The following is a 26347-nucleotide window of genomic DNA, read 5'->3' on the forward strand; positions in this document are numbered from 1 at the left end:
GAATGGTTCGGCTGCTGCGCCCGCTGGTCCGCGGGAGGACGTACACCCGGCTGTTGCACATGTGGGTGCCGATGGCCGGGGTCAGCGTGTGGCTGTGGATCCAGCCGGCGCTGCCGTGGGTGCCGCTGCTCGTGCTGGTGCCGCTGGGGCTGCTGCCGCGGGTGCGCGAGGCCGAGGTGATGCAGGCGAGGCTGCTGCTCACCCCGGACGAGGCGGACCCGGACTTCGCCACGCGTCCGGCCACGGCCTGGCGGGACCGCTGGCGGACCGTGCTGTGGCTGGAGTTCCGCACGCTGCTCGGCGGGGTCGTCGCCTATGCCACGCTCTGGCTGCCGGTCATCGCGTACGCGCTGGCCGCGCGGACGGTGGGGCACGAGACCGAGGACCTGCCGAAGGTGTCGGGCCCGCCGGACTGGCGGTTCGGCCTGCTCGTCCCGCTGCCGCTCGTCGTGCTGTACGCGCTCGTGGCCGGTGGCGGCGCGGTCCTCACCGCCGTGGCGCGACGGCTGCTGGGCCCGTCGGTCGCCGAGCGTCTCGCGGCCGTCGAGGAGCGCACCGAGCAGCTGCTCGAGCGCACCCGGATCGCGCGCGAGCTGCACGACTCCATCGGGCACGCGCTGACCGTGGCGGTCGTGCAGGCGGGGGCCGCCCGCGCGGCGAACAGCCCGGAGTTCACCGAACGCGCCCTCGCGGCCATCGAGGAGACGGGCCGGGCCGCCCTGGAGGACCTGGAGCGGGTGCTCGGCGTGCTCCGCGAGTCGGAGCGGCCGGCGAGTGCCCGGCCGACGCTCACCGACGCCGACCGGCTGCTGGAGTCCGCGCGCGCGTCGGGCGCGACGGTCGACGCCGAGGTCACCGGGCCGCTGGAGACCCTGCCGGGACCCGTCTCCCGCGAGGGTTACCGCATCCTGCAGGAGGCGCTGACCAACGTGCTGCGGCACGCGGGCGCGGTGCCCGCCCGGGTGCGGGTGGCCACCGGGGACGGCCTGCTGACGCTGGAGGTGCGCAATCCGCTGCCGGACGGCCGGTCCGCCCCGGGCCGCGGCAGCGGTCTGCGCGGGATACGCGAGCGGACGGCGCTGCTCGGCGGGAGGGCGCACACCGGCCCGGACGGCGACGGCTGCTGGCAGGTGCGGGTCGAACTGCCCCTGGGCTGATCTACGCTGGCCGGATGCCGGTCACAGTGCTCCTCGTCGACGACGAACCCCTGGTGCGCGCGGGGCTCCGGGCGGTGCTGGAGGCACAGCCGGACATCGAGGTCGCCGGGGAGGCGGCCGACGGTGCTGCGGTGATCCCGCTGGTGCGGCGGCTGCGGCCGGACGTGGTCGCCATGGACGTACGGATGCCGTTGCTGGACGGCATCGAGGCCACGCGCGCGCTGCTGCGGACGGTGGCAGAGCCACCGAAGATCCTCGTGGTGACGACGTTCGAGAACGACGAGTACGTGTACGAGGCGCTGCGTGCCGGGGCGGACGGGTTCCTGCTGAAGCGGGCCCGGCCGGCGGAGATCGTGCACGCGGTACGGCTGATCGCCGAGGGCGAGTCACTGCTGTTCCCCGCCTCGGTACGGCAGCTGGCGGCCGAGTACGGCGAGGGCGGCGGGAACCGTGCGGCCCGCGCCGCGCTGGAGCGGGCCCGGCTCACCGGACGGGAGGGCGAGGTGCTCCGGCTGATGGCGCGTGGGCTGTCGAACGCGGAGATCGCCGCGCGTCTCGTGGTCGGCACGGAGACGGTGAAGTCGCATGTGAGCGCCGTGCTGGCGAAGCTGGGCGCGCGGGACCGGACGCAGGCGGTGATCACGGCGTACGAGTCGGGGTACGTGGCACCGGGCTGAGCGGGCCGTGTGAAAGGCGGGGTGCCGGGGTGCCCGCCCGGTGGTCGCCGGTGTGCGCGGCGCCGAGTACGATCCGCCCAACACGCGCACGAGCTGGGAGGACGGACGGTGGGTCGGCTGACCGGCGGGGATCCCTCGCTGCTGCGGAGGATCAACTCCGCGGTGGTCCTGCACGCGTTGCGGGCCACGGACTGCGCGACGCTGACCGAGGTGACCCGGGTGACGGGGCTGTCCCGGCCGACCGTCGAGGGCGTCGTGGAAGGTCTGATCGAGGCGGGTCTGGTCGTGGAGGCGGCGGCCGACGAGGGCGCCGCACGCCGTCAGGGCCGCCCGGCGCGGCGGTTCCGCTTCCGCGCGGAGGCGGGGCATCTGCTGGGCCTGGAGATCGGCGTGCACCGGGTGGCCGCGCTGCTGGCCGACCTGGACGGCCGGGTGATCGGCGCGCAGGTGCGGGACGTGGACGAGACGGTCGACGCCGACGAGCGTCTGGACCGGCTGCGTACAGCCGTCACGGAGCTGCTGCGGCGGGCCGGCGTACCGCGCGGCTCGCTGCGGGCGGTCGGCGTGGGCACCCCCGGGATCGTCGGCGCGGACGGCACGGTACGGCTGGGCACGGCGCTGCCCGGCTGGACGGGGCTGGGCCTCGGTGAGCGGCTGAGCCGGTTCTTCGAGTGCCCGGTGCTGGTGGAGAACGACGCCAACGCGGCGGTGGTCGCGGAGCACTGGAAGGGCTCGGCGAAGGGCCGCGACGACGTGGTGTTCGTGCTGGCGGGGCTGAGCCCGGGGGCCGGTTCGCTGATCGGCGGGCGGCTGCACCGGGGGTACGGCGGCGCGGCCGGCGAGATCGGGGCGCTGCATCTGCTGGGGCGTGAGGCGACACCGGAGACGTTGTTGTCGACCACGGACGAGCCGCTGCACCCGCTGGACGAGCAGGCCGTGGCCCAGGTGTTCGCGCAGGCGCGTCAGGGTGACCAGCGGGCGCTGGCGGCGATGGACCGGTTCATCCAGCGGCTGGTGCACGACGTGGCGGCGCTGGTGCTGGCGCTCGACCCGGAACTGGTCGTGATCGGAGGCTGGGCGGCCGGTCTTGACGGGGTGCTGGAGCCGCTGCGCCGTGAACTGGCCCGCTACTGCCTGCGCCCGCCGGAGGTCACCCTGTCCCTGCTGGGCGAGGCGGCGGTGGCGACGGGCGCGGTGCGGCTGGCGCTCGACCATGTCGAGGAGCAGCTGTTCGCCGTGGAGGGCACGGTGACGGCCCGGCGCTGACCTGCGGGCGCGCCGTGGGGCGGAACCCCACGGCGCGCCGACGGTCCGTCAGGACACCATGACTCAGGACGCCTGGCGCTCGGGGCCGTGGTGTATCTCGACACCGCCCGAGTCGCCGAAGGTCAGGCGGCAGGTGTCCGCGCGGTAGGTGGCCACCGAGAGGGCGGCGGCACGGCCGCGGGCGATGTAGCGGGTGGTGACGACGAGGACGGGGGCGCCGGGCAGGCGGTCCAGTTCCCTCGCCTCGGCCGCGCCGGCCGAGCCGAGCTCCACCGCGTTCTCCTGGCGCTCCAGCTCCAGGCGCTGCAGTTCGCGCAGCACCGCGCGGGCGCGCGCCGCACCGGACGGGGCGTCGATGCCGGAGAGGTCGGGCACCGAGGCGGCCGGGACGTACAGCAGCTCGGACGCGACGGGCTGGCCGCGCGAGACGCGGGAGCGGCGCACGACGTGCACGGCCTCCTCGCTGCCGGTCACCAGGGGCTCGGCGAGCGCGGCGGGCGGCACCTCGAGCCGGCAGTCCACGGCGTGCCACGCGTCGTCCGGGCCGCCGGGCCAGGCGTGCTGCTCGCTGCCGACGGAGACGCCCATGCGCGGCGGGGCGACGGTGGTGCCCACGCCGCGGCGGCGCTGGAGCCGGCCTTCCAGCTCGAGCTGTTCCAGGGCCTGCCGGAGCGTGGCGCGCGCGACGCCGAAGCGGGCGGCGAGGTCGCGCTCGTTGGGCAGGATCTCGCCCACGGAGAACTCCGAGTCCAGCGCCTCGGTGAGCACGGTCTTCAGATGCCAGTACTTCGGTTCCGGCACCGATTCCAGCTGCGTGGTCCCCACCCTGTCCTCCACGATCGCCGTGTCCGGCGGCGTTTTAGCGCCCTTGTTTATTAAAGGTTGTTTCACTTCTCTGCGACCATAGGGCGGCCGCAGGACTTGGTCAATACCAATCAGCGGCGCGCCGGATCGCCCCCGGCGCGCGGTGCGCCGGGGGCTCCTCCGGGAGGGCTCAGGGGGCCTACGGGAGCGCGGTGAGGGGGGCCAGCTTGTCGGGGTTGCGGATCACGTAGACCGTGCGGATGCGGTCGCCGTCGGCGTCGATCTGCACGACCGTGTCGGGCTTCCCGCCGGACAGCACGAGCACGGCGGGACCGCCGTTGAGCTCGATCATGCGCACGGACACATCCGGCAGCCCCTTGCCGGCCACCCCGACGAAGAAGCGGCCCACATGGTCGGCGCCGTCCAGGACCCGCAGCGGGGCGCGTGCCTTGCCGCCGCTGTCGCCGACGAGCCGGACGTCCGGGGCGAGCAGCTCCATCAGGCCCGCCAGGTCTCCTCCGGCGGCCGCGTCCAGGAAGCGTTCGGTGAGGTCGCGGCGGCGGGCGGGGTCGACGTCGTAGCGGGGGCGCCGCTCGTCGACATGGCGGCGGGCGCGGGCGCCGAGCTGGCGTACGGCCGCCTCGCCGCGGTCGAGCATGGCCGCGATGTCGGCGTACGGGTAGCCGAACGCCTCCCTCAGCACGAACACCGCGCGCTCCAGCGGGGAGAGCGTCTCCATGACGACGAGCACCGCGAGGGACACGGAGTCGGCGAGCACGGCGCGCTCCGCGGTGTCCGTCACGGTGTCGCCGAAGTCGGTGACGTAGGGCTCCGGGAGCCAGGGGCCGACGTAGGTCTCGCCGCGCGCCTTGATCTGCCGGAGCCGGTCGACGGCGAGGCGGGTGGTGATCCGCACGAGGAACCCGCGTGGTTCGCGGACGTCGGTCCGGTCGCCGGCCGACCAGCGGATCCAGGCGTCCTGGACGACGTCCTCGGCGTCGGCCGCGCGGCCCAGCATCCGGTAGGCGATGCCCATGAGGACGGGGCGGTTTTCCTCGAAGAGGACGGTCGCGGTGTCGGCGGTCACCCGGTCATCCCAGCGGACTTGTCTCGATGTGTCCAGGCGTGACGGGCTACCCGTCGGTAGCAATCGCTGACAAGCTGTCCATGACGTTGGGGCGAGGCCCCCATCCGCGAGTCCGAACGAGGAGCACCTCATGTCCGCGACCGTCACCTACCAGGTCCCCTCTCCGCGGGGCCCGCAGTCCGTGACCCTGTCCTACGCGCGCGTGGGGCGCGGTGAACCGCTGCTTCTGCTGCACGGCATCGGGCACCACCGGCAGGCCTGGGACCCGGTGGTGGACATCCTGGCCACCGAGCGCGAGGTGATCGCCGTGGATCTGCCCGGCTTCGGCGCCTCGCCCGCCCTGCCCGACGGCCTCGACCACGACCTGCCCGCCATGACCGCCGCGCTGGGCGGCCTGTGCGAGGCGCTGGAGCTGGACCGGCCGCACGTCGCCGGCAACTCCCTGGGCGGGCTGCTCGCCCTGGAGATGGGGAGGGCGCGGCTGGTGCGGTCGGTGACGGCGCTGTCCCCCGCCGGGTTCTGGACGCAGGCCGAGCGGCGGTACGCGTTCACCGTGCTCTCCGCGATGCGGGGGATCGCGGGGCGGATGCCCGTGCGGGTGGTCGAGGGGCTGGCCCGGTCGGCGGTCGGACGGACCGTGCTGACCAGCACGATCTACGCCCGGCCCGGGCGGCGGTCGCCGGAGGCGGTGGTCGCCGAGACACGGGCGCTGGCCGAGGCGACCGGGTTCGCGCGGACGTTGCGGGCGGGCGGATCCGTGCAGTTCACGGAGGACGTGCGGGGTGTTCCGGTGACGGTCGCGTGGGGTGCGCGGGACCGGTTGCTCGTTCCCCGGCAGGGGGTGCGGGCGAAGCAGATCATCCCGCGGGCGCGGTTGGTGCGGTTGCCGGGGTGCGGGCATGTGCCGATGAACGACGATCCGGCGTTGGTGGCGCGGGTTCTGTTGGACGGCAGTCGCTAGGTCGTACGTCCGCTTCGGGCCGGTGGGGCTTCTCGCGCAGTTCCCCGCGCCCCTGGAGGTGTGTTGTTCATCCGGAGTTCGTCGAGCGGGCGTAGGTGTGGGTGTGCACACCTGCCGCACCCACGGAGGCGTACTCATGGCAATCCGTCCGCTGCCCGGCCGTCGCTCGCTGCTGAAGGGGTCCCTTGCCGTCTCGGCGGGGCTGGCCCTGCCGGCGTTCACCCGGTCGGGGCGGCCCTCCGCCGAGTGGGGCGTCCAGGCCGGCGACGTCACCCGTGACTCCGCGCTGGTGTGGGTGCGCTCGGACCGGCCGGCGCGGATGATCGTCGAGACCTCGGCGACGGAGTCGTTCCGCAACGTCCGCCGGGTGCGGGGGCCGTTGACCGGTCCCGGTGGCGACTTCACCGGCACCACCCGGCTGCGCGGGCTGCCGCCGGGCGAGCAGATCCACTACCGGGTGCTGCTCACCGACCCCGACGATCCGCGCCGTACGAGCGCGCCCGTCGCCGGAACCTTCCGTACGGTGGCGGACCGGCGGCGGGACGGGGTGCGGTTCGTGTGGTCGGGCGACCTGGCCGGGCAGGGCTGGGGCATCAACCCGGCATTCGGCGGCTACCGCATCTTCGACGCGATGGCGCGGCTCGACCCGGACTTCTTCCTGTTCAGCGGGGACACCGTGTACGCCGACGGCCCGATCGCCGCGACCGCCGAACTGCCGGACGGCAGCCTCTGGCGGAACATCACCACCGAGGAGAAGTCCAAGGTCGCGGAGACCCTCGCGGAGTTCCGCGGCGCCTTCCGTTACAACCTGCTGGACGAGCATCTGCGCCGGTTCAACGCCCGGGTGCCGTCGATCGTCCAGTGGGACGACCACGAGGTGCGCAACAACTGGTACCCGGGACAGCGGATCGCCGACACCGACACCCGGTACACCGAGAAGAGCGTCGACGTGCTGGCGGCCCGCGCCCGGCGGGCGTTCGGCGAGTACTTCCCCGTGCCGACGCCCAGGCCCGGAACCCGGGAGGGGCGTGTTCACCGGGTTGTGCGGCAGGGCCCGCTGCTCGACGTGTTCGTGCTGGACATGCGGACGTACCGGAACGCCAACTCGCCCGGCGACCAGACCGTCGACCCGCAGGGCATCCTCGGCCGGGAGCAACTGGAGTGGCTGAAGCGGGAGCTGGCGCGGTCGCGGGCGGTGTGGAAGGTGATCGCGGCCGACATGCCGGTCGGGCTGGTCGTGCCCGACACCACCGAAGGGCGCCCGCACGTCGAGGCGGTGGCACAGGGCGACCCGGGGGCGCCGCTGGGGCGGGAGCTGCAGATCGCGGAGCTGCTGCGGTTCGTCAAGCACCGGAGGATCACGGGGACGGTGTGGCTGACGGCCGACGTGCACCACACCTCCGCGCAGCACTACCGGCCCGAGCGGGCCGCGTTCGGCGATTTCGAGCCGTTCTGGGAGTTCGTCTCCGGGCCGCTCAACGCGGGCGCGTTCCCGGCCTCGGAGCTGGACGGGACGTTCGGTCCTGAGCGGGTGTTCGTGAAGGCGCCCGCCACCGCGAACGTCTCCCCCGCCGGCGGGTACCAGTTCTTCGGCGAGGTGGACATCGACGGTGGCAGCGGCGAACTCACCGTGCGGCTGCGGGAGATGGACGGCACGGTGCTGTTCAGGAAGACGCTGCAGCCGGGCCTCGTCGGTCAGTAACACAGCATTTCGGACAGAAGAGGGCTTTACTCGTCAGTCACAGTACGTTCGTGATCGCGCAACACGATTCCTTCACAGTGGCTGTATGAGTCGAGACATGTCTGAAGTGACGAACGACCGTGACGGAGGGCGCACGCCCCGCCGCTGGAACCCGCTCGCCCGTGCCGCCCGCTGCGGCGAGGCGCTGCACGCATGGCGGACACGCCGCCACGGCCACGCGCCGCCGGCGCACGATACCGGCGGCGCTCCGCCGTCGCCCGAACCGGCGGCGGTCGAGAGCGTGCTGTGGCGGATGCGGACCACGGTGCGGGACGAGCCGGGCGCGCTGGCCGCCCTGTGCACCGCGCTGGCCGAGCGACGGGTCGACATCCTGAGCCTGCAGACGCACCCGCTGGGCGCGCACACCGTCGACGAGTTCCTGCTGCGCGTCCCGGCCGGCACGGACCTCACCGCGGCGGTCGCGGCAGGCGGCGGCACGGACACCTGGGCCGAGCGGGCCGACGCGCACGACCTGGTGGACGGCCCGACCCGGATGCTGGGGCTGGCCGCCCGTACCGCGACCGACGCGGCCGAACTGCCGCTGGTGCTGCGCCAGCTGCTCGGCCGCTGCACGATCCGCTCCCAGCCCGCCACGGCGTTCGGCGCCGGGCCGGCGGCCGTGCCTCCGGAGGGCGTCCTGGAGGACACCGTGATCCGGCTGCGCGACCCGGAGGGCGGTGTCCTCACGGTCGAGCGGCCGTACCTGCCGTTCACCCCCACGGAGTTCGCCCGTGCCCGGGCACTGGTGGAGCTGGACGCCCGGCTCGGTCCGCGGATGCCGGGCGGCCGCGACGTGCTGGCGCTGCCCGAGGGCGGTCATGTCTCCGTGCGCCGCGCGGACACCGCCGACCTGGAGGCCGCGCGGGCGATGCACGAGCGGTGCTCCGCCGAGACGCTGCGCCGCCGGTACCACGGGCCGGTCGGTGACGCGAGCCGCTACCTGAACCACCTGCTCAGCCCGCGCTTCGGCCGCACGCTCGCCGCGCAGACCGACTCCGGCGACATCGTCGCCCTCGGCCACCTGCTGTGGGACGGCGACGAGACCGAGGTGGCGCTGATCGTCGAGGACGCGTGGCAGCGGCGGGGCATCGGCGCGGAGCTGCTGTCCCGGCTGGTGGGCATGGCGGTCGAGGCGGGCTGCGCCCATGTGTACGCCGTGACGCAGGCGTCCAACACGGCCATGGTCGCCGCGATGCGCGGTCTGGGCCTCCCCCTCGACTACCAGGTCGAGGAGGGCACGCTCGTCATCACCGCCCGTCTGGCCCCCGCCCCGTCGGCCCGCACCCCGGAGGCAGGCGAGAGGGCCGCCCGCCACTGACCCGCCGACGGGAAACGGCCCGGCACACCGAGGTGTGCCGGGCCGCCCCCCGTCCCTGGGCCGTCGGGCCCGGCCTCGTGTCCCGCGGGCGCGCCGAGCACTGTGCCCGCCGCGCCCGGGCCGTGCCCCCGCACTGCCGGGGCGAGCTCGGGCAGCGCGCCCGTTCGTACCGGCTGCCGGCGCACCTCCGCGCCGAACCCCGGGCGGGCCCGCTACCCCTTCGCACACCATCAACCCCCGGCCCTTCCCACATACCCGGCGTCGGCACCGGCGCGTCGCGGTCCGACCCGCCTGGGGCCGCTGCGCGACGGCCCGCCGACCGGGCATCCGGACCCTGCCCGACAGCCTCGCGGCAGCAACGTTCAGCCCTGGGCCATGGCCTCCGACCGGGCCGGGCGCGTGGACGGCGTGCCCAGGGCCCCGTCGAGGTCGGACCACAGGTCCTCGACGTCCTCCAGGCCGACCGAGAGGCGGAGCAGGCGGTCGGAGACGCCCGCGTCCCTGCGGTCGCCGGCGTCGACGATGCGGTGGCTGATGGACGCCGGGTGCTGGATGAGGGAGTCCACGCTGCCGAGGCTCACCGCCGGGGTGATCAGCCGGACGCCCGCGATCACCTCGTGCGGATCGCCGTGGACCTCGAAGGCGACCATCGCGCCGCCGATGCTCGGGTAGTGCACCCGGGCCACACGCGGGTCCGCGGCGAGCCGGGCCGCGAGTTCGGCGGCGTTCGCGGAGGCCGCCCGTACCCGGACCGGCAGCGTCGACAGACCGCGCAGCAGCAGATACCCGGCCAGCGGGTGCAGCACGCCCCCGGTGGCGAACCGCACCTGCCGCAGCCGCCCGGCGAACTCCTCGTCGCAGGCGACCACGCCGGCCAGCACGTCGCCGTGCCCGCCGAGGTACTTGGTGGCGCTGTGCAGCACCAGCCGCGCCCCCTGCTCGACGGGACGCTGGAGCACCGGTGTGGCGAAGGTGTTGTCGACGAGCAGCGGCACGGAGCCGCAGGCGTGGGCGACGGCCCGCAGGTCGATCTCGGCGAGCGTCGGATTGGCGGGCGACTCCACCAGCACCAGGCCCGTGTCCGGGCGCAGCGCGTCGGCGACGCCGGCCGGGTCGGTCCAGGTGACCTCGGAGCCGAGCAGCCCGGCGGTCAGCAGATGGTCGCTGCACCCGTACAGCGGGCGTACGGCGACGACGTGCCGGAGGCCCATGGAGGCGCGCACCAGCAGGACGGCGCTGAGCGCGGCCATGCCGCTGGCGAACGCGACGGCCGCCTCGGTGCCCTCCAGGCGGGCGAGGGCGGTCTCGAAACGGGCGACGGTGGGGTTGCCGAGGCGTCCGTAGACCGGCGGTCCTTCGGGCTCGGCGCCGGTGGTGGCGAAGGCGTCGATTCGGGCGGCCTCGGCCCGGCTGTCGTAGGAGGGGTAGGTGGTGGACAGGTCGATCGGCGGGGCGTGCAGTCCGAGTCCGGCGAGGTCGTCCCGGCCGGCGTGCACGGCCTCGGTGGCGAGTGCTCTGGTGGTGCGTCGCGTGTCCATGCCGTTGTCCATGGCGCTCAGGGTGAACACCGAACGGTTCTGTGCGGCGGGATCCCGTGCTACGTTCGGCCCGTGGCCGAATCTGTCGTACTGGATCCGGTGGACCTCCATCTGCTGCGGCTGCTGCAGAACGACGCCCGGACGACGTACCGGGACCTCGCCGCGCAGGTCGGGGTCGCGCCGTCGACCTGCCTGGACCGGGTGGCCAGGCTGCGCCGCTCCGGCGTGATCCTCGGGCACCGGCTGGAGCTGGACCCGGCGAAGCTCGGCCGGGGTCTCCAGGCGCTGCTGTCGGTCCAGGTGCGGCCGCACCGGCGGGAGCTGGTGGGGCCGTTCGTGGAGCGGATCCGGGCGCTGCCCGAGTCGCTGACCGTGTTCCATCTGACCGGCCCCGACGACTACCTGGTACATGTCGCGGTCGCCGACATGACCGATCTGCAGCGGCTGGTGCTCGACGAGTTCACCTCGCAGCGGGAGGTGGCGCGGGTGGAGACCCGGCTGATCTTCCAGCGGTGGGACTGCGGTCCGGTACTGCCGCCTTCGCCCTCGGCTCAATCCGGGTGACGTGCGGCGGACGTCGTACCAGGATGGTCCGCATGTCACCAACCAACAGCGCGCTTCCCCGTCAGGTCGCCGACGCCTACGTCGACGAGCTCATCGCCCTCGATCCGATCACCGGGACGTATCTCGGCGTCAAGGAGAGTTCCTCCCGGCTGCCCGATCTCTCGCCCGCCGGTCAGGAGGCGGTCGCCGGCCTGCTCCGGGCGACCCTCGCGCGGCTCGACGAGGCCGAACGGCTGCCCGGCGCGGACAGCGACGCGGAGCGGCGCTGCGCCCGGCTGCTGCGGGAGCGGCTGACCGCCGAACTGGCCGTGCACGAGGCCGACGAGCACCTGCGCGCGGTCGGCAACCTGGGCACGGTCGCGCACGCGGTGCGCGAGGTGTTCACGGTGACCCCGGCGGAGACCGAGGAGGACTGGCGGGCGATCGCGGAGCGGCTGCGCGCGGTGCCGGCCGCGCTGACCGGGTACCGGGAGTCGCTGGCGCTGGGTCTGGAGCGCAAGCTGTACGCGGCGCCGCGCCCCACGGAGACGTTCGTCGGGCAGCTCGGCGAGTGGGCGGACACCGGTGAGGGCCGCGGCTGGTTCGAGGACTTCGCCGCCCCGGGTCCGGACGCGCTGCGGACCGAGCTGGACGAGGCCGCCCGCGCGGCGACCGTGGCCGTGACGGAGCTGCGGGACTGGGTGCGGGACGTGTACGCCCCGGCGGTCGAGGGCGCGCCTAACACGGTGGGCCGGGAGCGCTACGCCCGCTGGTCCCGCTACTACAACGGCACCGACCTGGACCTGGACGAGGCGTACGCGTACGGCTGGTCCGAATACTTCAGGCTGCTGGGCGAGATGAGGAAGGAGGCCGAGAAGATCCTGCCGGGCGCCGAGACCCCGTGGGTGGCGCTGGCCCACCTCGACGAGCACGGCCGTCACATCGAGGGCGTGGACGAGGTCCGCGACTGGCTGCAGGAGCTGATGGACCAGGCGATCGACGCCCTGGACGGCACCCACTTCGACCTGGCCGAGCGGGTGCGGAAGGTGGAGTCGCGGATCGCCCCGGCGGGCAGCGCGGCGGCGCCGTACTACACACCGCCGTCGGAGGACTTCTCCCGGCCTGGCTGCACCTGGCTGCCCACGATGGGTCTGACCCGCTTCCCGGTGTACGACCTGGTGTCCACCTGGTACCACGAGGGCGTCCCCGGCCACCACCTCCAGCTGGCGCAGTGGGTGCACGTGGCGGAGAACCTCTCCCGCTACCAGGCCACCGTCGGCATGGTCAGCGCCAACTGCGAAGGCTGGGCGCTGTACGCGGAGCGGCTGATGGACGAACTGGGCTTCCTCACGGACGCGGAGCAGCGGCTCGGCTACCTGGACGCGCAGATGATGCGCGCGACCCGGGTGATCGTCGACATCGGCATGCACCTGGAGCTGGAGATCCCCGCCGACTCGCCGTTCCACCCGGGCGAGCGGTGGACGCCGGAGCTGGCGCAGGAGTTCTTCGGCGCGCACAGCAGCCGCCCGGCGGACTTCGTGGAGAGCGAACTGACCCGGTACCTGACGATCCCGGGCCAGGCCATCGGCTACAAGCTGGGCGAGCGGGCCTGGCTGCTGGGCCGGGAGAAGGCCCGCGAGCGGCACGGCGACGCCTTCGACCTCAAGGCCTGGCACATGGCCGCACTGTCGCAGGGCTCGCTGGGCCTGGACGACCTGGTGGACGAACTGGCCGCGCTCTAGGACCGGTTCAGCGCCGGAAGCCGCCCTCGGAGTCGATGACCTGACCGGTGATCCAGCCCGCCTCGTCGGTGGCCAGCCACGCGAGGAGGCGGGCCGGGTCGTCGGGCATGCCCCAGCGCCCGGCGGGGAAGCGCGCGGCGATCGCGTCGTAGACCTCGCCGGTCAGGTAGTCGGTGTCGACGGGGCCGGGGTTGACGGTGTTCACGGTGACCCCGTGCTCGGCCAGCGCGGTCGCCAGGGAGCGGGTGACCGAGGCCAACGCACCCTTCTGGAGGGCGTAGGCGATCTCGCCGGGCATGCCGCCGGCGATGTCCTGCCCGGAGGTCATCATCAGCACGCGTCCGCCCGGGGTGTCCGGCGGAAGGGCGGCGCGGTGCCGGGCGTGGGCCTGGACGAGCAGCAGCACGGAGCGGGCGTCGACGGCCCAGTGCGCGTCGAGCATGGCGGCGTCGACGGTGTCGAGGTCGCCGTCGGAGCCGCTGAGGGCGTGGTTGGCGACGAGGACGTCGAGGCGTCCGCCGAGCGCCTCGACGGCGCGGGCGTGCAGGGCCGCCGGTTCCGCCGGGTCGCTCAGGTCGCCGGGTCCGGCGAGCACGCGTGCGTCCGGGTCGCCGAGCGCCTCGCGTACGGAGGCGGTGACGTCCTCGGTCCGGTCGGCGCCCCAGGGCATGGCGGCGTCGTGCGGCACATGGTGGTGCAGGTAGACGCTCGCGCCGTACGCGGCGAGACGGCGGGCCACGGCGTGGCCGATGCCGCCGCGCCTGCTGGCCCCGGTGACCAGGGCGGTGCGGCCCCGCAGGGGCAGGGGATCACGGCGGAGTTCCACGGGCGAGGGCGGGGGAAACTTCGGCATGATCCCCATGATGGGCCCGCGGGCCCCGCCCGGGCACGCGATCAACGGCGGCGCGGGCCGGGGCGCGTCGGACGACTCAGGGCAGCGGCCGGAGCTGCACCAGGACCAGCCAGGTCTCCGGGCCGGGGCTGACCCGCGCGGCGCGCACGGCGTAGCGGCCGGGGCCGAGGCCGAGGCGGGCGTGGTCGGTACCGGCGGCGTGCGTGCCGGGCCAGGCCGCGTCGAACAGGACGACCGGGCCGGGCACCTTCCACTGCGTCTCCCGCTGCCACTGCGCGGTCGCGAGCGCGGCCGGGACGCTCGCCAGCAGGTCGTCCTCGGCGTCTCCGGCGACCCAGCGGACGAGCAGGGAGTGCTCGGGGAGGAAGGCGGTCGCGGCCGGTTCGTCGCCCAGGACGAGGGCGGCGGCGTCACCGACCGGGAGGAGCCCGACGAGCCCGTCGACCTCGCACGCCCGGTCGTAGTCCGAGGCGAACTCCTCGCCGTCGGCTCCCGTCCAGAACGGCAGCACCGTCTCCGGCACCGCGACGAGCGGCCCGCCGCCCGACTCCACCCACTCGACCGTGCCCGGCTCCGCGTATCGCTCCATGGCGGAGAAACCTACCGGCTCGACTCCCTTACCGGAGCGCCGGGTTCAGCATCCGCACGCGTCGGAGTCCAGGACGGCGGTCAGCGGGTCGGCGGCCCGGCGCTCACCGCCCCGCGGTGTCCCGTACGCGAAGCCCTCGCGGACCCAGTACTCGAAGCCGCCGAGCATCTCCTTGACGCGGTACCCCAGTTCGGCGAGGGCGAGCGCGGCGCGGGCGGCCCCGTCGCAGCCGGGTCCCCAGCAGTACGTCACGACCGGGACGGCCGGGTCGAGGAGGTCCGCGGCACGCTCGGTGATCCGCGCGGTGGGCAGATGCAGGGCGCCGGGCACATGGCCCTGGTCCCAGGCCTCGGCCGACCGGGAGTCCGCCAGGACGAAGCCGGGGCCGTCGCCGGACGCGAGCGCGGCGGCCACGTCGGAGACGTCGGTGTACAGGGCGAGGCTCGCGCGGAAGTGCGCGGCGGCCACGGCAGGGGAGGCGGGGGCGACCCGCAGGACGGGGTTCACGGTGGTCGTCGTCATGGCAGGAAAACTACGGGCGCGGACGCCGGGCCTGAAGGGACGAATCCCGGTGAGGGTCTTGCTCCGCCGGGGATTCCCCTGCTATTTCTCGGCGATGACCGAGTATTCCCCGGACGCCACCGACTGGCGCATCCTCGACCTCCTCCAGCGGGACGGACGCGCCGGTTACGCCGAGCTCGCCCGCGCCGTGTCGATGTCCGCGAGCGCGGTCACCGAGCGGGTGCGCCGGCTGGAGGAGGCCGGGATCATCCAGGGCTACGCGGCGGTGGTGGACCCGGAGCGGATCGGGCTGCCGGTGCTGGCGTTCGTCCGGCTGCGCTACCCGACCGGCAACTACAAGCCGTTCCACGATCTCGTCGCGGCCACGCCGGAGATCCTGGAGGCGCACCACGTGACGGGCGACGACTGCTTCGTCCTGAAGGTGGCCGCGCGGTCGATGCGGCACCTGGAGGAGGTGTCGGGGCGGATCGGCGCGCTCGGTTCGGTGACCACCAGCGTGGTGTACTCCTCGCCGCTGCCGCGCCGTCCCGTGGGGCGGTGACCGGACGGCCCCGTCAGGTCCCGCGCTGCCGTAGCCGGGAGCCGGAGCGGTCCTTCTCGACCTCCAGCTGGGCGTGTATGCGGCGGCGCAGGTCGGGGACGTGGCTGACGATGCCGACGCTGCGGTCGCGTTCGCGCAGCGAGTCGAGGACGTCGAGCACCTCGTCGAGGGTCTGGTCGTCGAGGCTGCCGAAGCCCTCGTCGATGAAGAGCGTGTCCAGCCGCACGCCGCCCGCCTCGTCGGTCACCACGTCGGCGAGGCCGAGCGCGAGGGCCAGGGAGGCGAAGAAGGTCTCGCCGCCGGAGAGGGTGGCGGTGTCGCGCTCCCGGCCGGTCCAGGCGTCCACGACGTGCAGCCCGAGGCCGCTGCGGCCGCGGCCTGCGCGGTCGTCGGAGTGGACGAGGGTGTAGCGGCCGGACGACATGCGGCGCAGCCGGACGGTCGCGGCGGCGGCGACCTGCTCCAGTCGCGCGGCGAGCACGTACGACTCCAGGCGCATCCGGCGTTCGTTCTCCGCCGAGGTGCCGGCGGTGAGGGCGGCCATGCGGGCCACCCGGTCGTACTCCTCGCGCAGCGGTCCGAGCCGGCGCACGGAGGCGGCGGCCCGCGCGGAGAGCCGGTCGAGCTCGGCGCAGCGGCGGGCGGCCGCGTCACGCGCGGAGGCCGCCTCGCGGACGGCGCGGTCGGCGGCCTCGGCGGCCTGCTGGGCGGCGGGGAGGTCGGCGGCGGGCTGCTGTGCGGCGGCCGCGGTCCCGGGTTCGGCGAGGACGGCGCGTACGGCGGCCTCCTCGTCGTGCCAGGCGTCCAGCCGGCGCTGCAACTGCCGGTGGGCGTCGTCGTCGAGGAGGGCCTCGGCGGCGGCCCTCGGGGTGTCGAAGCCGGCGCGGAAAGCGGCGTCGGCGAGGCGTGCGTCGGCGTCCTTGAGTCTCCGGGCGCCCTCCTCGGCGGTGCGGGCGGCGTCGGCGGCGTCGGTGAGCTGCGCCGCCTCGCGTTCGAGCTGCCGGGCGCGCGCGGCGACACTGGGGGCGTCTCCCCGCGCCTGCGCCAACTCCTGCTCCAGCGATGCCCGTTCGAGGTCCAGGCGTTCACGGTGGCCGACGCGGGCGGCGGCGCGGACGGCCGCGTCGCGCTGGGCGGCGGTGCGCAGCTCGTGTTCGCGTTCGGCGGCGCGCAGTTGCTCCTGGGCGGCGTGCAGCGCGGAGGCCGCCTCGCGTGCGCGGGCGTACTCCCGCTCGGCCTCGTCGAGTTCACGGGCGAGCTGCTCGGCCGGGGCGTCCCCGGCGCCCGCGCCGGCGGCGGCCAGCTCCTCCCTTACGGCGGCGAGCCGGCGGTCCGCCTCGGCGCGCCGGTCCTCGGCGTGCTGGTGGTCGGCGAGGGCGCGCTCCTCGGTCTCGCGGTCGACGTGTCCGGCGACCCTGCGGGCCGGGGCCGGGTGTTCGGTGGCGCCGCAGACCGCGCAAGGGGCGCCGTCTGCGAGGCCGGCGGCGAGTTCGGCGGCGATGCCGCTCAGCCGCTGTTCCTTGAGGTCCAGCCAGTGCTGCCGGGCGGCGAGGGCCTGTTCGCGGGCGGCGCCGGCCTGCTCGGCGGCGGCCTCGGCGTCCCGGGTGAGCCGGTCGCGGGCGCGGGCGGCCTCCAGCCGGTGGCGGGCGGTGTCGCGCCGCGCCGCGAGCTCCCCGGCGCGGGTCGCGGCCTGCTGGGCGGTCGCGATGCGGTCCTGGAGGGCGGTGCGGGTGGTCTCCCAGTCGGCAAGCCATGCCTCGGCGTCCTCCCGGACCTCCTCGTCGGCACGTTCCTGGCGGTCCAGTCCGGCCCGCTCGTCGAGGAGTTCGGCGAGGCGGCGCTCCGCGCGGCGGGCCGACTCGAGGCCGCCCAGTTCCTCGGCGGCGCGGCGGGCCGCCGCGGCCAGGCCGTCCGGTCCGGCGTCCGCGAGGGACGCGGGGAGGAGGGCGCGGGCGCGCTCCTCGGCGGCGGCCGCGCTGCGGTGCTCGGCGTCGGCGGAGTCCCGCAGCCCCAGGGCGGGGGCGACCGTCTCGGCCTTGCGGGCCCGGTGCATGCGGGCCTGGTCCTCCTCGTGGGCGCCGGACCGCTCCCGCAGCCGCTCCGCCCGCTCCCGCGCCTCGGCGAACCGCCGTTGCAGCCGGTGCCGCTCACGCGCCTCGTCCAGGGCGCGGCCCGCCCCGGCGCGGACGGACTCGGCGGTGGTGAGGCGGCAGTGGGCGGCGGTGAGCTGTTCACGGGCGGTGCTGCGGGCGACGGCCGCCGCGGTGAGGACGGCGTCGGCGAGTCCGGGCTCCCCCGGCGACAGCTCGGGCAGCTCCATGGCGCCGCCTGCGGCCTGCTGCATGCGGTGCGCGTCGGCGAGCAGCTCGTCGTCGCCCTCGCGCACGCGGGCCTCGGCGGCGCGGCGGCGGTCGGCGAGGCGCTTCTCCACCTCGGCGAAGCGGTGGGTGTCGAAGAGGCGGCCCAGCAGCTTGCCGCGGGCCTCGGCGTCGGCGCGCAGGAAACGCGCGAAGTCGCCCTGCGGCAGCAGCACCACCTGGCAGAACTGCTCGCGGCTCATGCCGAGCAGCTGGGTGACCTCCTCGCCGATCTCCTGGTGGGAGCGGCTGAGGTCCTTCCAGGCGCCGGTGGCGGCGTCGCGCTCCCGCAGCCAGGTCTGCGCCTTGTCGACGGTGGTGCCGGCGCCTCGCTTCTTGGGGCGCTCCCACGGGGGCTGCCGGGTGACCTCCAGACGGCGTCCGGCGACGGTGAGTTCGAGCGTGACGGACGTGCGGGTGGCGGGCGCGGCGTGGTCGCTGCGCAGGGTGGTGCCCTGGCCGCCCTGGCGGGCGCCGGGGACGGAGCCGTAGAGGGCGTAGCAGACGGCGTCCAGGACGGAGGTCTTGCCGGCGCCGGTGGGGCCGTGCAGCAGGAAGAGACCGGCGGCGGACAGGGCGTCGAAGTCGACGCTCTGGGTGGTGCCGAACGGCCCGAAGGCGGTGATGTCCAGGCGGTGCAGCCTCATCGGGCCACCTCCCGTGCGGCCTCGTCGGCGCGGACGGCGTCGAAGGCGTCCCGCAGCACGGTGCGCTCGTGCGCGTCGGGTCCGGCGCCGCGCACATGGGCGACGAAGTCCTCGGCGATCTGCTGGTCGTCGCGGCCGGCGAGGCGGCGGGCGTAGGACACGTCGGGGTCGTCCGGCGGCCGGTCCGGGTCGAAGACGAGGGCGAGGGTGTGCGGGAAGCGCTCGGCGAGCCGGGCCATGGGGTCGGCGGGGCGGACCGGATCGGTGAGGGTCGCCTCGACCCACGCCTCCTCGTGCGGTACGAGCGCGGGATCGGCGAGCAGGTCCTCGAGGGTGCCGCGGATGCGGGCGAGGGGGCGCGGCACGGGGCAGTCGACGCGCTCGGCGGTGATGCTCCCGTCGGCTGCCAGGTCCACCAGCCACATGGACTTGCGGTGCCCGGCCTCGGAGAAGGAGTACGGCAGCGGGGAACCGGAGTAGCGGACGCGGTCGGTGAGGGTCTGGCAGCCGTGCAGATGGCCGAGCGCCACGTAGTCGACGCCTTCGAACACGGCGGCGGGCACGGACGCGACACCGCCGACCGCGATGTCCCGTTCGCTGTCGCTCGGTTCTCCGCCGGTGACGAAGGCATGGGCGAGGACGACGGAGCGGGTGCCGGCCGGGCGGGCGGCGAGGTCGGCGCGCACCCGCTCCATGGCGGCTGCGAGCACCGTCTCGTGCCCGGCCCGCTCCACACCGAACTCGTCCCGTACGAGGGCGGGCTCCAGGTAGGGCAGGCCGTAGAAGGCGACGTCGCCGTGCGCGTCGGGCAGCAGGACGGGAGTGCCGCACGCGGAGGGTTCGGTGCGCAGGTGGATGCCGGCGCGGCCCATGAGTCCCGCGCCGACGCCGAGGCGGCGGGCCGAGTCGTGGTTCCCGGAGATCATCACCGTGGGCACGCCGAGGCCGGCGAGCCGGTGCAGCGCGTCGTCGAACAGCTCGACCGCGGAGAGCGGCGGCACCGCCCGGTCGTACACGTCCCCCGACACCACCACCGCGTCCACCTCGCGCTCGCGCACGGTGGAGACGAGGTGGCCGATGAACTCGGCCTGGGCGCCGAGCATGCCGGCCCGGTGGAAGGACCGGCCGAGGTGCCAGTCGGACGTGTGAAGGAATCTCATGGTCCCGGCAGCGTATCGGGCGCCTCCGACAGCGCGGGCGGTTGCTCCCGTATCACCCGTCACGTCCCGGGTCCATATCGCCCGTTATCACCCCGGGAGGGTGAAACGGGTGGGGTGTCAGGCGTCCCCGTAGGCCTCCCCGCCCAGTTCGAGGCGGGCGGTGCCGGAGGTGGCGTCGGCGAGCCAGGCGCGGAAGGCGTCCACGTCGGCGTCGGGGAGGCCGATCTCGATGGTGACCTCCTCGCCGTAGCGCACGTCGCGCACCTCGCGGCCGGTGGAGCGCAGGTCGTTCTGCACCTTCCCGGCCCGTTGGTGGTCGATGGTCACGGTGGCCAGCCGGAAGCGGCGCCGGGTGAGGGTGCCGAGCGTGTCCAGGGCCTCGCCGACCGCGCCGCCGTAGGCGCGGATGAGGCCGCCCGCGCCGAGCTTCACACCACCGAAGTAGCGGGTGACGACGGCGACGACGTAGCGCATGTCGCGGCGCAGCAGCATCTGCAGCATGGGGACGCCCGCGGTACCGCCGGGCTCCCCGTCGTCGCCGGCCTTCTGGACGGAGGCGTCCGCGCCGATGACGTACGCCCAGCAGTTGTGGGTGGCGTCGGCGTGCTCCTTGCGGACGGCGGCGATGAAATCCTGGGCCTCCTGCTCGGTGGCCGCCGGGGCGAGGGCGCACAGGAAGCGGGAGCGGTTGATCTCGGTCTCGTGCACACCCGCGCGGGCCACGGTGCGGTACTCGTCCTGCATCCGGCCAGCCTATGCGGCGGGCGTCAGCGCTTGCCGCGCGGGACGGCGACCGACGTGAGCAGGGCGCCGCCGGGGACCAGGCCGCGCCAGCCGGGGCCGCGCCAGTCGAGCACGGCGATCGCGGAGGTCGGGAACTTGGCGCGCACCCGGTTCAGGAGGTCGTCGAGGCCGTCGTCGGCGAGGGTCAGCACCAGCTCCTCGAGACCCGGGTTGTGGCCGACGAGCAGCAGCGTCTCGACCTCGGCGGGCGTCTCACGGATCACGTCCAGCAGGCCGGGGACGTCCGCGTGGTAGAGACGCGGGTCGAGCCGGACCGGCGGGGGCGTGCCCCACTGCGAGGCGGCCAGCTCCCAGGTGCTGCGGGCGCGGACGGCGGTGGAGCACAGGGCGAGTCCGGGCAGGCAGTCCATGTCGGCGAGGGCCCGTCCGGCGGCGGGCGCGTCCCGGCGGCCGCGCGCGGCGAGGGGACGCTCGTGGTCGGCGACGCCCTCGGGGCGGGCGGACTTGGCGTGCCGCAGCACCACCAGCCGGCGCAGGGGGCCGGCCGCCGCGCGCTCGATCATGCGGGGTGTCCGAGGTCGCGGGCGAGGTCGAGGCCGAGCAGCCGGTCGGCGTAGGCGTACGTCTCGAAGCGGGCGCCGTCCGGAAGGCCCGGGTCGGCCTCCACCGCGCGGAGCGCGCCGAGCACGGCGGCGGTGTCCAGGTCGTCCTCCCACGCGGCGCGCAGCTCGGCGCGCACCTCGTCGGGCACGGGGCGTGAGGGCCGCCGCGCCCAGTCGGCGACCGCGCCGCGCCAGCGGCGGAGGGTGTCGGCGGCCCGGTCCAGCGCGTCCGCGTCGATCACCGCGGGCGCGTTCCTCGGGTGGGTGAGCAGCGCGAGACGCAGGGCGGCCTGGTCGGCCTCCTCGGGGGCGCCGGGGGCCGACCAGGTCACGGGCGCGACGGCGACCCGGACGCCGTCGGGTTCGGTGCGGCCCTCGTCGACGACGTGCAGCACCTGGGCCTCGCCCAGACCGGCGGCGCCGTCGCCGTCCTCGAAAGGCCGGATCCCGAGTGCGTCGGCCGCCGCGCGCAGCTCCGCGTGCCGACCTTCGGCGACGAGCAGCGCCCACACCGGGGTGCCGCCGAGTTCCAGGGCGCGCAGGAGCAGGTCGGCGGCCAGCAGCACGCGCAGGCCGGTGGGGTCGAGCCCCTGTGGGTGGGCCTCGACCCGGGTCAGGCCCCGGCGGGCGGGGGCGGCGTCCACGAGCTCGCCGGTTCGGGCGTCGGTGATGCGCAGCACGAGGCGAGCGTAGGCGCGCGAGCGGGCGCACGCAGGTATCTCGCACGCTTTTCGCGCTGTCGCTTGCGCGGCGCCGCCCGTCGGGGCAGGCGCACGCCGTCCTTCGTGGCGGATGCGCCACGTCTTTCGTGGCGAACGCACGGCGCCCTTTGTGACGGACGCGCCACACTCCTCGTGGCGGACGCGCGGCGCCCTTCGTGACGGACTTCGTGACGGACGCACGCCGCCCTTCGTGGCGAACGCACGGCGTGCTTTGTGGCGCCACACTCCTCGTGGCGGACGCGCGGCGCCGGGAATCACCGCGCCGTGCGCCTGGTTGACGGGGACGCCAGCTCAATCTCGCTTCAGATCCAGGGAGGCCGACGGTGTACGGCGACGACGCAACGGTCCGCAAGATCCTCACCGAGTCCGGTGACACCTGGGCCGTGGTCGGCCTGTCCTCGAACCGGCAGCGCGCCGCGTACGGGGTCGCGCAGGTGCTCCAGCGGTTCGGCAAGCGCGTGGTGCCGGTGCACCCCAAGGCGGAGACGGTGCACGGGGAGCAGGGGTACGCCTCGCTCGCCGACATCCCCTTCGACGTGGACGTGGTGGACGTGTTCGTCAACAGCGACCTGGCCGGCGCGGTCGCGGACGAGGCCGTGGCCAAGGGCGCCAAGGCCGTGTGGTTCCAGCTCGGAGTGGTCGACGAGGAGGCGTACGCGCGTACGCGTGCGGCGGGTGTGGACATGGTGATGGACCGCTGCCCCGCGATCGAGATCCCGCGGCTCGCCTGAGAGGCGCGCCCGTCGGTCCCGGACGGCGGGGTGACGCCATAATGGCGCGATGACCGAGACGCCCGCCTCCTCCAACTCCCGTCCCCCGCAACGGTTTCCGGTCGTCGTGGTGGGCGCGGGACCCGCCGGGCTCACCGTGGGGTGCGTGCTGCGGGCGGCCGGGGTGGACTGCCTGGTGCTGGAGACCGGGACCCGGGAGTCCGTCGAGCAGCGGCCGCGGGCCGGGGTGATCGAGGAACCGGTGGTGCGCGGCCTGGAGCGGCGGGGTCTCGCCGGGAACCTGCTGGAGCGGGCCCGGCGGGACACCGCCTGCGAGTTCCGCTTCGACGGCGAGCGCCACCCGTTCGGGTACCACGAGCTGACGGGCGGCCACCACTGGGTGTATCCGCAGCAGTTCCTGGTCACGGACCTGGTGCGGGAGTACGCGGACGTGCGCGGCGGGGCCGTGCGGTTCGGGGTGCGGGACGTGCGGGTGCACGACCTGGACGGGGACCGGCCGTCGGTGTCGTACCTCTGCCCGGAGAGCGGCCACCGGAAAGTCGTCGGGTGTGACTTCGTCGCGGGGTGCGACGGCGCGCGCGGGGTGACCCGGGTGGCCGTCGCCGGGCGGGCCCGGGTGGCGCGGCACGACTACGGCATCGGCTGGCTGGCCCTGCTCGCCCAGGCTCCGCCGTCCGCCGACCGCGTGCTGTTCGGGTGCCATCCGGACGGGTTCGCCGGGCAGATGCCCCGCAGTCCCGAGGTGACCCGCTACTACCTCCAGTGCCCGCCCGGCGACGACCCGGAGAGCTGGCCGCACGAACGGGTGTGGGCGGAGCTGCACCGCCGGCTGGCCGCGGCCGGCGCGGAGCCGCTGACCGAGGGGGCACTGATCGAGAAGCGTGTGCTGGACATGCACGACTACGTCACCGAGCCGATGGCCTTCGGGCGCCTCTACTTGGCGGGGGACGCGGCGCACCTGGTCGCGCCGATCGCCGCCAAGGGTCTCAACCTGGCGCTGCACGACGCGTTCGCGCTGGGCGACGCGTTCGTCGAACGGCTGCTGAGGGGCGACGAGGCCGGGCTGGCCGGCTACTCGGAGTCGCGACTGCGGCAGGTGTGGGACTACCAGGAGTTCTCCCAGTGGCTGTCCGAGCTGTACCACGGCGGTGCGACGGGCGACCCCTTCCGCGCGGGCACCGCGCTCGCCCGGCTGCGCCGTCTGTTCAGCTCGCCCGCCACGGCGGCGGCCTTCGCGGAGCGATACCTGGGCACGGCCGCGCGGTACTGACACCCGCGCGGCCCGCACCGGCCGTTCAGGCGGCGGGCCTGCCCAGCCCCTCCAGGACGACCGCGCCCGGCAGTTCCGCGAACGCCTTGCCCGGCACCAGCAGCTTCCCGCGCCGCCGCCCGCTGCCGACCAGCACGTACGGCAGGTCCACGACGGCCGCGTCCACCAGCACGGGCCAGGACTCGGGCAGCCCGACGGGGGTGATGCCGCCGTACTCCATGCCGGTCTCCCCCGTCGCCGTGTCCATCGGCGCGAACGACGCCTTGCGGACGCCGAGGTGGCGGCGCACCACCCCGTTCACGTCGGCCCGCGTGGTGGACAGCACGACGCACGCCGCGAGCGTGGACCCGCCGCCGCGCTTGCCCGCCACCACCACGCAGTTCGCCGACCGCTCCAGCAGGTCGCTGCCGTAGTGCTCGACGAAGACGGCGGTGTCGGCCCACCGCGGGTCCGTCTCGACGTAGAGGATCTGGCCGGCGGGGACGCTGCCGCTCCAGCCGCGGACCGCTTCCGCGACGGGGGCGGTCAGCTCGTCGAGGCAGTCGGGGGCGGGGACGGCCTGGTCGAAGTCTCCGATGGGTGCGCGCATGGCGGCACGGTAACAGCGGGCGGGTCGGTGCCCGGAGCGCGTCTCACTGCGCGGGCGGCACCGACACCGTCATGATCATCTCGACCGGCCCGTCGCCCGCGTTGCCGTACACGTGGGGCGCGTTGGCCTCGAAGGAGGCGCTGGCGCCGGCCGGCACCCGGTGCTCCTCCCCGTCGACCGTGAGGGTCAGCTCCCCGGCCGTGACATGGACGAGTTCGACCGTGCCCTCGGGGTGCGGGTCGGAGTCGCTGCTCTCCCCCGGCATCAGCCGCCACTCCCACATCTCCAGCGGGCCGAGCGCCTCGGTGCCGGTCAGCAGCCGGCTGTAGCTGCCGCGTTCGGTCTGCCACAGGCGGACCGTGCGGTCGGCGGGGACGATACGGACGTTCGGGCCCCGCTCGTAGTCGAGCAGCGTGGGCACGCTGACGCCGAGCGCGTCGCCGATCTTGACGATCGTGCCGATGCTCGGGTTGGTGCGGGCCTGCTCGATCTGGATGAGCATGCCGCGGCTGACGCCCGCACGAGCCGCGAGCATGTCCAGGGTGAAGCCGCGCTCGGTGCGCCAGCGCTTGACGTTGCGCGCCAGGGACCGGGTCAGCAGGTCGAGGTCCGCCACGTTCCGTCCGTTTCGACTGTCCGGATGATGCACCCGGTGGTTCACCGCACTGTACTGCGAGGCCGGTGCGGGTACGGCGCGGCCGTCAGGCGCCGGGCTCCATCTCGGCCAGCCGCGCGGCGCCGTGCGCGTCCAGCTCGGCCTCGTCCAGCTCCGCGAGGCGGGCCACGCTCTCCTCGTCGAGCCGCGACAGCGCCCGCAGCTGGTCGGGCGTGACGTCGTCGGGAAGCGGCACGGGCGGCGGGGTGCGCAGCGGCGGCTGCCAGCCCTCGTCGGGCGTCCAGCGGCGTACGACCCGGGCGGGCGCGCCGGCGACGACGGAGTGGTCCGGCACCTCGCCCCGGACGACCGCGCCCGCGGCCACCACCACGTTCCGCCCGACGCGGGCGCCCGGCAGGATCACCGCGCCGGTGCCGATCCAGCAGCCGGGGCCGATCTCCACCGGCTCCATCCGCGGCCACTGCTTGCCGATGGGCTCGTGCGGGTCGTCGTAGGAGTGGTTGGTGGAGGTGACGTAGACGTACGGCCCGAAATAGCAGTCGCTGCCGATGGTCACGGTGGTGTCGGCGATGACGTGGCTGCCGCGGCCGAGGACGACGCCGTCGCCGATGCGCAGGATCGGCTCGGCGCCGAGGTCGAGACCGGGCATCAGTCCCGCGGTGAGGGTGACCTGCTCGCCGACGATGCAGTGGGAGCCGATGCGGATCCAGGGTTCGCCGAAGACGGTGCCGAGCGGGAAGGCCAGTCTGGTACCTGTTCCCATCGCGCCGAAGCGGAAGCGGCCGGGGTGCTCGGCGGTCACCGAGCCCGTGCGCTGCGCCCAGGCCCAGCCCGCGTGGACCGCGCGCTGGGCGAGGCGGCGCGGCCAGGACGAGAACGTGTTCTTGCGCTTCGGCACCCGCTCACCGTAGTCCGCGGGCGCGACGGGTACGGGCCGACGCCCCTGTGATCTTCACCCCACCGGGTGGCGTACCGTTCCCCCGACGTTCGACTAGGAGGCGACGATGACGCACCAGGCTCTGATCACCGGCATCGGCGGCAGGGAGCCGCGGATCGACGAGGGGGCGTTCGTGGCGCCCACGGCGAGCGTGATCGGTGACGTGACGCTGCACGCCGGGGCGAGCGTCTGGTACGGCGCGGTGCTGCGCGGCGACGTGGAGTCGATCACCGTGGGCGCGAGCAGCAACGTGCAGGACAACTGCACGCTGCACGCCGACCCGGGGTTCCCGGTGAGCGTGGGCGAGCGGGTGTCCGTCGGCCACAACGCGGTGGTGCACGGGGCGACCGTGGAGGACGACTGCCTGATCGGCATGGGCGCGACGGTGCTGAACGGCGCGGTGATCGGCGCGGGCTCGTTGGTCGCCGCGCAGGCGCTGGTGCCGCAGGGGATGCGGGTGCCGCCGGGCTCCCTGGTCGCGGGTGTCCCGGCGAAGGTGCGGCGGGAGCTGACGCGGGAGGAACGGGAGGGGCTGACCCTCAACGGCACGATGTACGCGGAGCTTGCGACGGCGCACCGGGATCAGCACGGGGGCTGAAACACGGTCCCGCACCCGGCGGTCGACCGCAACGG

At 74.8% G+C, this 26347-nt stretch carries 26 protein-coding genes; 12 read left to right on the forward strand and 14 right to left on the reverse strand.

Annotated elements, in window-relative coordinates:
• Positions 1-2 precede the first annotated feature (2 nt).
• From MTR79_RS21285 to MTR79_RS21295, 3 genes are all read left to right on the forward strand, one after another.
• Positions 3-1157: a histidine kinase gene (locus MTR79_RS21285; protein ID WP_244791783.1), complete on the forward strand. Its 1155-nt coding sequence runs from the start codon at positions 3-5 to the stop codon at positions 1155-1157.
• Positions 1158-1171: 14 nt separating this feature from the next.
• Positions 1172-1834, forward strand: coding sequence for a response regulator transcription factor (locus MTR79_RS21290; RefSeq protein ID WP_086701261.1), 663 nt, complete (start codon positions 1172-1174; stop codon positions 1832-1834).
• 108 nt (positions 1835-1942) lie between these two features.
• Positions 1943-3100 (forward strand): ROK family transcriptional regulator, encoded by a 1158-nt coding sequence (locus MTR79_RS21295; protein ID WP_086701259.1) that lies wholly within the window; start codon positions 1943-1945, stop codon positions 3098-3100.
• A gap of 63 nt (positions 3101-3163) precedes the next feature.
• Here the strand turns inward: MTR79_RS21295 and MTR79_RS21300 are convergent, their stop codons facing one another.
• Both MTR79_RS21300 and MTR79_RS21305 read right to left on the reverse strand, forming a co-directional pair.
• Positions 3164-3925 (reverse strand): GntR family transcriptional regulator, encoded by a 762-nt coding sequence (locus MTR79_RS21300; protein ID WP_086701258.1) that lies wholly within the window; start codon positions 3923-3925, stop codon positions 3164-3166.
• A 178-nt stretch (positions 3926-4103) separates the two neighbouring features.
• Positions 4104-4991 (reverse strand): RNA polymerase sigma-70 factor, encoded by an 888-nt coding sequence (locus tag MTR79_RS21305; protein ID WP_086701256.1) that lies wholly within the window; start codon positions 4989-4991, stop codon positions 4104-4106.
• Positions 4992-5121: 130 nt separating this feature from the next.
• Between MTR79_RS21305 and MTR79_RS21310 the strand changes: the two genes are divergently transcribed.
• The 3 genes from MTR79_RS21310 to MTR79_RS21320 all read left to right on the forward strand — a co-directional run bounded on the left by MTR79_RS21310 (position 5122) and on the right by MTR79_RS21320 (position 9011).
• Entirely contained in the window at positions 5122-5952 is an 831-nt protein-coding gene (locus MTR79_RS21310; RefSeq protein WP_086701255.1) for an alpha/beta fold hydrolase, read from the forward strand.
• Between the two features lie 136 nt (positions 5953-6088).
• A complete protein-coding gene (locus MTR79_RS21315; protein ID WP_244791784.1) occupies positions 6089-7654 on the forward strand; it encodes an alkaline phosphatase D family protein in 1566 nt (521 codons plus the stop codon).
• 97 nt (positions 7655-7751) lie between these two features.
• Positions 7752-9011 (forward strand): GNAT family N-acetyltransferase, encoded by a 1260-nt coding sequence (locus MTR79_RS21320; RefSeq protein WP_189364098.1) that lies wholly within the window; start codon positions 7752-7754, stop codon positions 9009-9011.
• Between the two features lie 362 nt (positions 9012-9373).
• Here the strand turns inward: MTR79_RS21320 and MTR79_RS21325 are convergent, their stop codons facing one another.
• Positions 9374-10561, reverse strand: coding sequence for a PLP-dependent transferase (locus MTR79_RS21325; RefSeq protein WP_086705326.1), 1188 nt, complete (start codon positions 10559-10561; stop codon positions 9374-9376).
• A 60-nt stretch (positions 10562-10621) separates the two neighbouring features.
• On the opposite strand from MTR79_RS21325, the gene MTR79_RS21330 reads away from it, so the two are divergent.
• The gene (locus MTR79_RS21330; protein WP_244791785.1) at positions 10622-11113 is read left to right on the forward strand and encodes an Lrp/AsnC family transcriptional regulator; all 492 of its coding nucleotides are present in this window, start codon (positions 10622-10624) and stop codon (positions 11111-11113) included.
• 32 nt (positions 11114-11145) lie between these two features.
• Positions 11146-12834, forward strand: coding sequence for a DUF885 domain-containing protein (locus tag MTR79_RS21335; RefSeq protein WP_189364100.1), 1689 nt, complete (start codon positions 11146-11148; stop codon positions 12832-12834).
• 7 nt (positions 12835-12841) lie between these two features.
• Here the strand turns inward: MTR79_RS21335 and MTR79_RS21340 are convergent, their stop codons facing one another.
• From MTR79_RS21340 to MTR79_RS21350, 3 genes are all read right to left on the reverse strand, one after another.
• Positions 12842-13687 (reverse strand): SDR family oxidoreductase, encoded by an 846-nt coding sequence (locus tag MTR79_RS21340; protein WP_086701666.1) that lies wholly within the window; start codon positions 13685-13687, stop codon positions 12842-12844.
• A 76-nt stretch (positions 13688-13763) separates the two neighbouring features.
• Positions 13764-14276: an immunity 21 family protein gene (locus MTR79_RS21345; protein WP_086701656.1), complete on the reverse strand. Its 513-nt coding sequence runs from the start codon at positions 14274-14276 to the stop codon at positions 13764-13766.
• A 45-nt stretch (positions 14277-14321) separates the two neighbouring features.
• Positions 14322-14798, reverse strand: a complete 477-nt coding sequence (locus tag MTR79_RS21350) for a rhodanese-like domain-containing protein (RefSeq protein ID WP_086701655.1) — start codon at positions 14796-14798, stop codon at positions 14322-14324.
• Between the two features lie 94 nt (positions 14799-14892).
• On the opposite strand from MTR79_RS21350, the gene MTR79_RS21355 reads away from it, so the two are divergent.
• Entirely contained in the window at positions 14893-15339 is a 447-nt protein-coding gene (locus MTR79_RS21355) for an Lrp/AsnC family transcriptional regulator (RefSeq protein ID WP_048459458.1), read from the forward strand.
• 13 nt (positions 15340-15352) lie between these two features.
• Here MTR79_RS21355 and MTR79_RS21360 read toward each other — a convergent pair whose 3' ends face one another.
• The 5 genes from MTR79_RS21360 to MTR79_RS21380 all read right to left on the reverse strand — a co-directional run bounded on the left by MTR79_RS21360 (position 15353) and on the right by MTR79_RS21380 (position 21529).
• Positions 15353-18343, reverse strand: coding sequence for an SMC family ATPase (locus MTR79_RS21360; RefSeq protein ID WP_244791786.1), 2991 nt, complete (start codon positions 18341-18343; stop codon positions 15353-15355).
• Positions 18340-19503, reverse strand: coding sequence for an exonuclease SbcCD subunit D (locus MTR79_RS21365; RefSeq protein ID WP_086701652.1), 1164 nt, complete (start codon positions 19501-19503; stop codon positions 18340-18342). Before MTR79_RS21365 ends, MTR79_RS21360 begins: the two co-directional genes overlap by 4 nt.
• Before the next feature lie 117 nt (positions 19504-19620).
• The gene (locus MTR79_RS21370; RefSeq protein WP_244791787.1) at positions 19621-20247 is read right to left on the reverse strand and encodes a YigZ family protein; all 627 of its coding nucleotides are present in this window, start codon (positions 20245-20247) and stop codon (positions 19621-19623) included.
• Positions 20248-20270: 23 nt separating this feature from the next.
• Entirely contained in the window at positions 20271-20810 is a 540-nt protein-coding gene (locus tag MTR79_RS21375; RefSeq protein ID WP_189364103.1) for a histidine phosphatase family protein, read from the reverse strand.
• Complete coding sequence (locus MTR79_RS21380; protein WP_189364104.1) at positions 20807-21529, reverse strand: hypothetical protein; 723 nt, start codon at positions 21527-21529, stop codon at positions 20807-20809. The genes MTR79_RS21375 and MTR79_RS21380 overlap by 4 nt, the downstream gene beginning before the upstream one ends.
• 365 nt (positions 21530-21894) lie before the next feature.
• On the opposite strand from MTR79_RS21380, the gene MTR79_RS21385 reads away from it, so the two are divergent.
• Together MTR79_RS21385 and MTR79_RS21390 are read left to right on the forward strand one after the other, a co-directional pair.
• Entirely contained in the window at positions 21895-22302 is a 408-nt protein-coding gene (locus MTR79_RS21385) for a CoA-binding protein (protein WP_086701649.1), read from the forward strand.
• A gap of 49 nt (positions 22303-22351) precedes the next feature.
• Positions 22352-23572, forward strand: coding sequence for a 4-hydroxybenzoate 3-monooxygenase (locus MTR79_RS21390; protein ID WP_086701648.1), 1221 nt, complete (start codon positions 22352-22354; stop codon positions 23570-23572).
• Between the two features lie 25 nt (positions 23573-23597).
• Here the strand turns inward: MTR79_RS21390 and MTR79_RS21395 are convergent, their stop codons facing one another.
• From MTR79_RS21395 to MTR79_RS21405, 3 genes are all read right to left on the reverse strand, one after another.
• Positions 23598-24161, reverse strand: a complete 564-nt coding sequence (locus MTR79_RS21395) for a YbaK/EbsC family protein (RefSeq protein ID WP_086701646.1) — start codon at positions 24159-24161, stop codon at positions 23598-23600.
• 43 nt (positions 24162-24204) lie between these two features.
• Positions 24205-24777: an XRE family transcriptional regulator gene (locus MTR79_RS21400; protein WP_244791788.1), complete on the reverse strand. Its 573-nt coding sequence runs from the start codon at positions 24775-24777 to the stop codon at positions 24205-24207.
• Positions 24778-24862: 85 nt separating this feature from the next.
• Positions 24863-25675: an acyltransferase gene (locus MTR79_RS21405; protein ID WP_189364107.1), complete on the reverse strand. Its 813-nt coding sequence runs from the start codon at positions 25673-25675 to the stop codon at positions 24863-24865.
• Positions 25676-25781: 106 nt separating this feature from the next.
• Here MTR79_RS21405 and MTR79_RS21410 point away from each other — a divergent pair, with 106 nt between their 5' ends.
• The gene (locus MTR79_RS21410; protein WP_086701642.1) at positions 25782-26312 is read left to right on the forward strand and encodes a gamma carbonic anhydrase family protein; all 531 of its coding nucleotides are present in this window, start codon (positions 25782-25784) and stop codon (positions 26310-26312) included.
• Positions 26313-26347: the final 35 nt, after the last annotated feature.

Source organism: Streptomyces sp. BJ20 (assembly GCF_022869105.1).
In the GTDB taxonomy this organism is placed as follows: Bacteria; Actinomycetota; Actinomycetes; order Streptomycetales; family Streptomycetaceae; genus Streptomyces; species Streptomyces griseoincarnatus.

What these genes read in the sequence shown, in the direction of transcription:
- MTR79_RS21285 (WP_244791783.1), top strand. Translation starts at nt 3, where the DNA reads ATGGTTCGGCTGCTGCGCCCGCTGGTCCGCGGGAGGACGTACACCCGG.
- MTR79_RS21290 (WP_086701261.1), top strand. Translation starts at nt 1,172, where the DNA reads ATGCCGGTCACAGTGCTCCTCGTCGACGACGAACCCCTGGTGCGCGCG.
- MTR79_RS21310 (WP_086701255.1), top strand. Translation starts at nt 5,122, where the DNA reads ATGTCCGCGACCGTCACCTACCAGGTCCCCTCTCCGCGGGGCCCGCAG.
- MTR79_RS21315 (WP_244791784.1), top strand. Translation starts at nt 6,089, where the DNA reads ATGGCAATCCGTCCGCTGCCCGGCCGTCGCTCGCTGCTGAAGGGGTCC.
- MTR79_RS21320 (WP_189364098.1), top strand. Translation starts at nt 7,752, where the DNA reads ATGTCTGAAGTGACGAACGACCGTGACGGAGGGCGCACGCCCCGCCGC.
- MTR79_RS21325 (WP_086705326.1), bottom strand. Translation starts at nt 10,561, where the DNA reads ATGGACAACGGCATGGACACGCGACGCACCACCAGAGCACTCGCCACC.
- MTR79_RS21335 (WP_189364100.1), top strand. Translation starts at nt 11,146, where the DNA reads ATGTCACCAACCAACAGCGCGCTTCCCCGTCAGGTCGCCGACGCCTAC.
- MTR79_RS21340 (WP_086701666.1), bottom strand. Translation starts at nt 13,687, where the DNA reads ATGCCGAAGTTTCCCCCGCCCTCGCCCGTGGAACTCCGCCGTGATCCC.
- MTR79_RS21345 (WP_086701656.1), bottom strand. Translation starts at nt 14,276, where the DNA reads ATGGAGCGATACGCGGAGCCGGGCACGGTCGAGTGGGTGGAGTCGGGC.
- MTR79_RS21350 (WP_086701655.1), bottom strand. Translation starts at nt 14,798, where the DNA reads ATGACGACGACCACCGTGAACCCCGTCCTGCGGGTCGCCCCCGCCTCC.
- MTR79_RS21355 (WP_048459458.1), top strand. Translation starts at nt 14,893, where the DNA reads ATGACCGAGTATTCCCCGGACGCCACCGACTGGCGCATCCTCGACCTC.
- MTR79_RS21360 (WP_244791786.1), bottom strand. Translation starts at nt 18,343, where the DNA reads ATGAGGCTGCACCGCCTGGACATCACCGCCTTCGGGCCGTTCGGCACC.
- MTR79_RS21365 (WP_086701652.1), bottom strand. Translation starts at nt 19,503, where the DNA reads ATGAGATTCCTTCACACGTCCGACTGGCACCTCGGCCGGTCCTTCCAC.
- MTR79_RS21370 (WP_244791787.1), bottom strand. Translation starts at nt 20,247, where the DNA reads ATGCAGGACGAGTACCGCACCGTGGCCCGCGCGGGTGTGCACGAGACC.
- MTR79_RS21375 (WP_189364103.1), bottom strand. Translation starts at nt 20,810, where the DNA reads ATGATCGAGCGCGCGGCGGCCGGCCCCCTGCGCCGGCTGGTGGTGCTG.
- MTR79_RS21390 (WP_086701648.1), top strand. Translation starts at nt 22,352, where the DNA reads ATGACCGAGACGCCCGCCTCCTCCAACTCCCGTCCCCCGCAACGGTTT.
- MTR79_RS21395 (WP_086701646.1), bottom strand. Translation starts at nt 24,161, where the DNA reads ATGCGCGCACCCATCGGAGACTTCGACCAGGCCGTCCCCGCCCCCGAC.
- MTR79_RS21410 (WP_086701642.1), top strand. Translation starts at nt 25,782, where the DNA reads ATGACGCACCAGGCTCTGATCACCGGCATCGGCGGCAGGGAGCCGCGG.